This window comes from Cellulomonas triticagri (genome assembly GCF_003696205.1).
GTDB lineage: Bacteria > Actinomycetota > Actinomycetes > Actinomycetales > Cellulomonadaceae > Cellulomonas > Cellulomonas triticagri.
The window spans coordinates 1-709 of record NZ_RFFI01000276.1 but is presented as its reverse complement, the minus strand read 5'-3'; the positions used below and the strand labels follow the sequence as shown (position 1 = coordinate 709).

1 protein-coding gene is annotated in these 709 nt (G+C 75.5%); it reads left to right on the top strand.

The genetic code is table 11. The annotated features are described in order from the left end of the window. Nucleotides 1-230: 230 nt before the first annotated feature. Nucleotides 231-709, top strand: a 479-nt coding sequence (locus EBM89_RS20820) for an Hpt domain-containing protein (protein WP_233571897.1), incomplete at its 3' end; no start/stop codon positions are given.

The following is a 709-nucleotide window of genomic DNA, read 5'->3' as shown; positions in this document are numbered from 1 at the left end:
GACCGCCGAGCCCGACGCCGCCGAGGCCCCCGCGCCGCGCCCCGCGCCCGGTCGCCCGGGCCCCCGCCGCCCCCGGGACTGACGCCCGCGGGTGTCACCCAGGTGGGTGACGCCGGGGCGTTCACCCGGCCCGCGGCACCGCTGACGCCGCAAAAGCCTCACGCAGCCTCCCGGTCCGCCGATCCACACCTCAGACGGGGCCCACCCGCGAGGAGGCAGCAGTGGAGGACATGGACGAGATCGTCCGCGAGTTCCTGGTCGAGAGCCACGAGAATCTCGACCAGCTGGACCAGGACCTGGTCGCGCTCGAGAGCGAGCCGGGTTCGCGCTCGCTCATCTCGAGCGTGTTCCGGACGATCCACACGATCAAGGGGACCAGCGGGTTCCTGGCGTTCTCGCGCCTGGAGCGCGTGGCCCACGCGGGTGAGAACCTGCTGGTGGAGCTGCGCGACGGCCGCCGGTCCATGGACCAGCCGACCACCGACGTGCTGCTGCGCCTCGTGGACACGATCCGCGAGATCCTGCGCGCGGTCGAGGTGCAGGGTGGCGAGGGCGGCGTGGAGATCGACGCGGTGATCGCGGCGATCGAGGCTGTGCAGGCGACGGACGGTTCCGCGCCGGCCGCGCCCGCCGAGGCCCCCGCCGCGCCGGAGCCCGTCGCCGAGCCCGCGGCCCCCGTGGCCGAGGTCCCGACGCCGCGCGTCCCGGA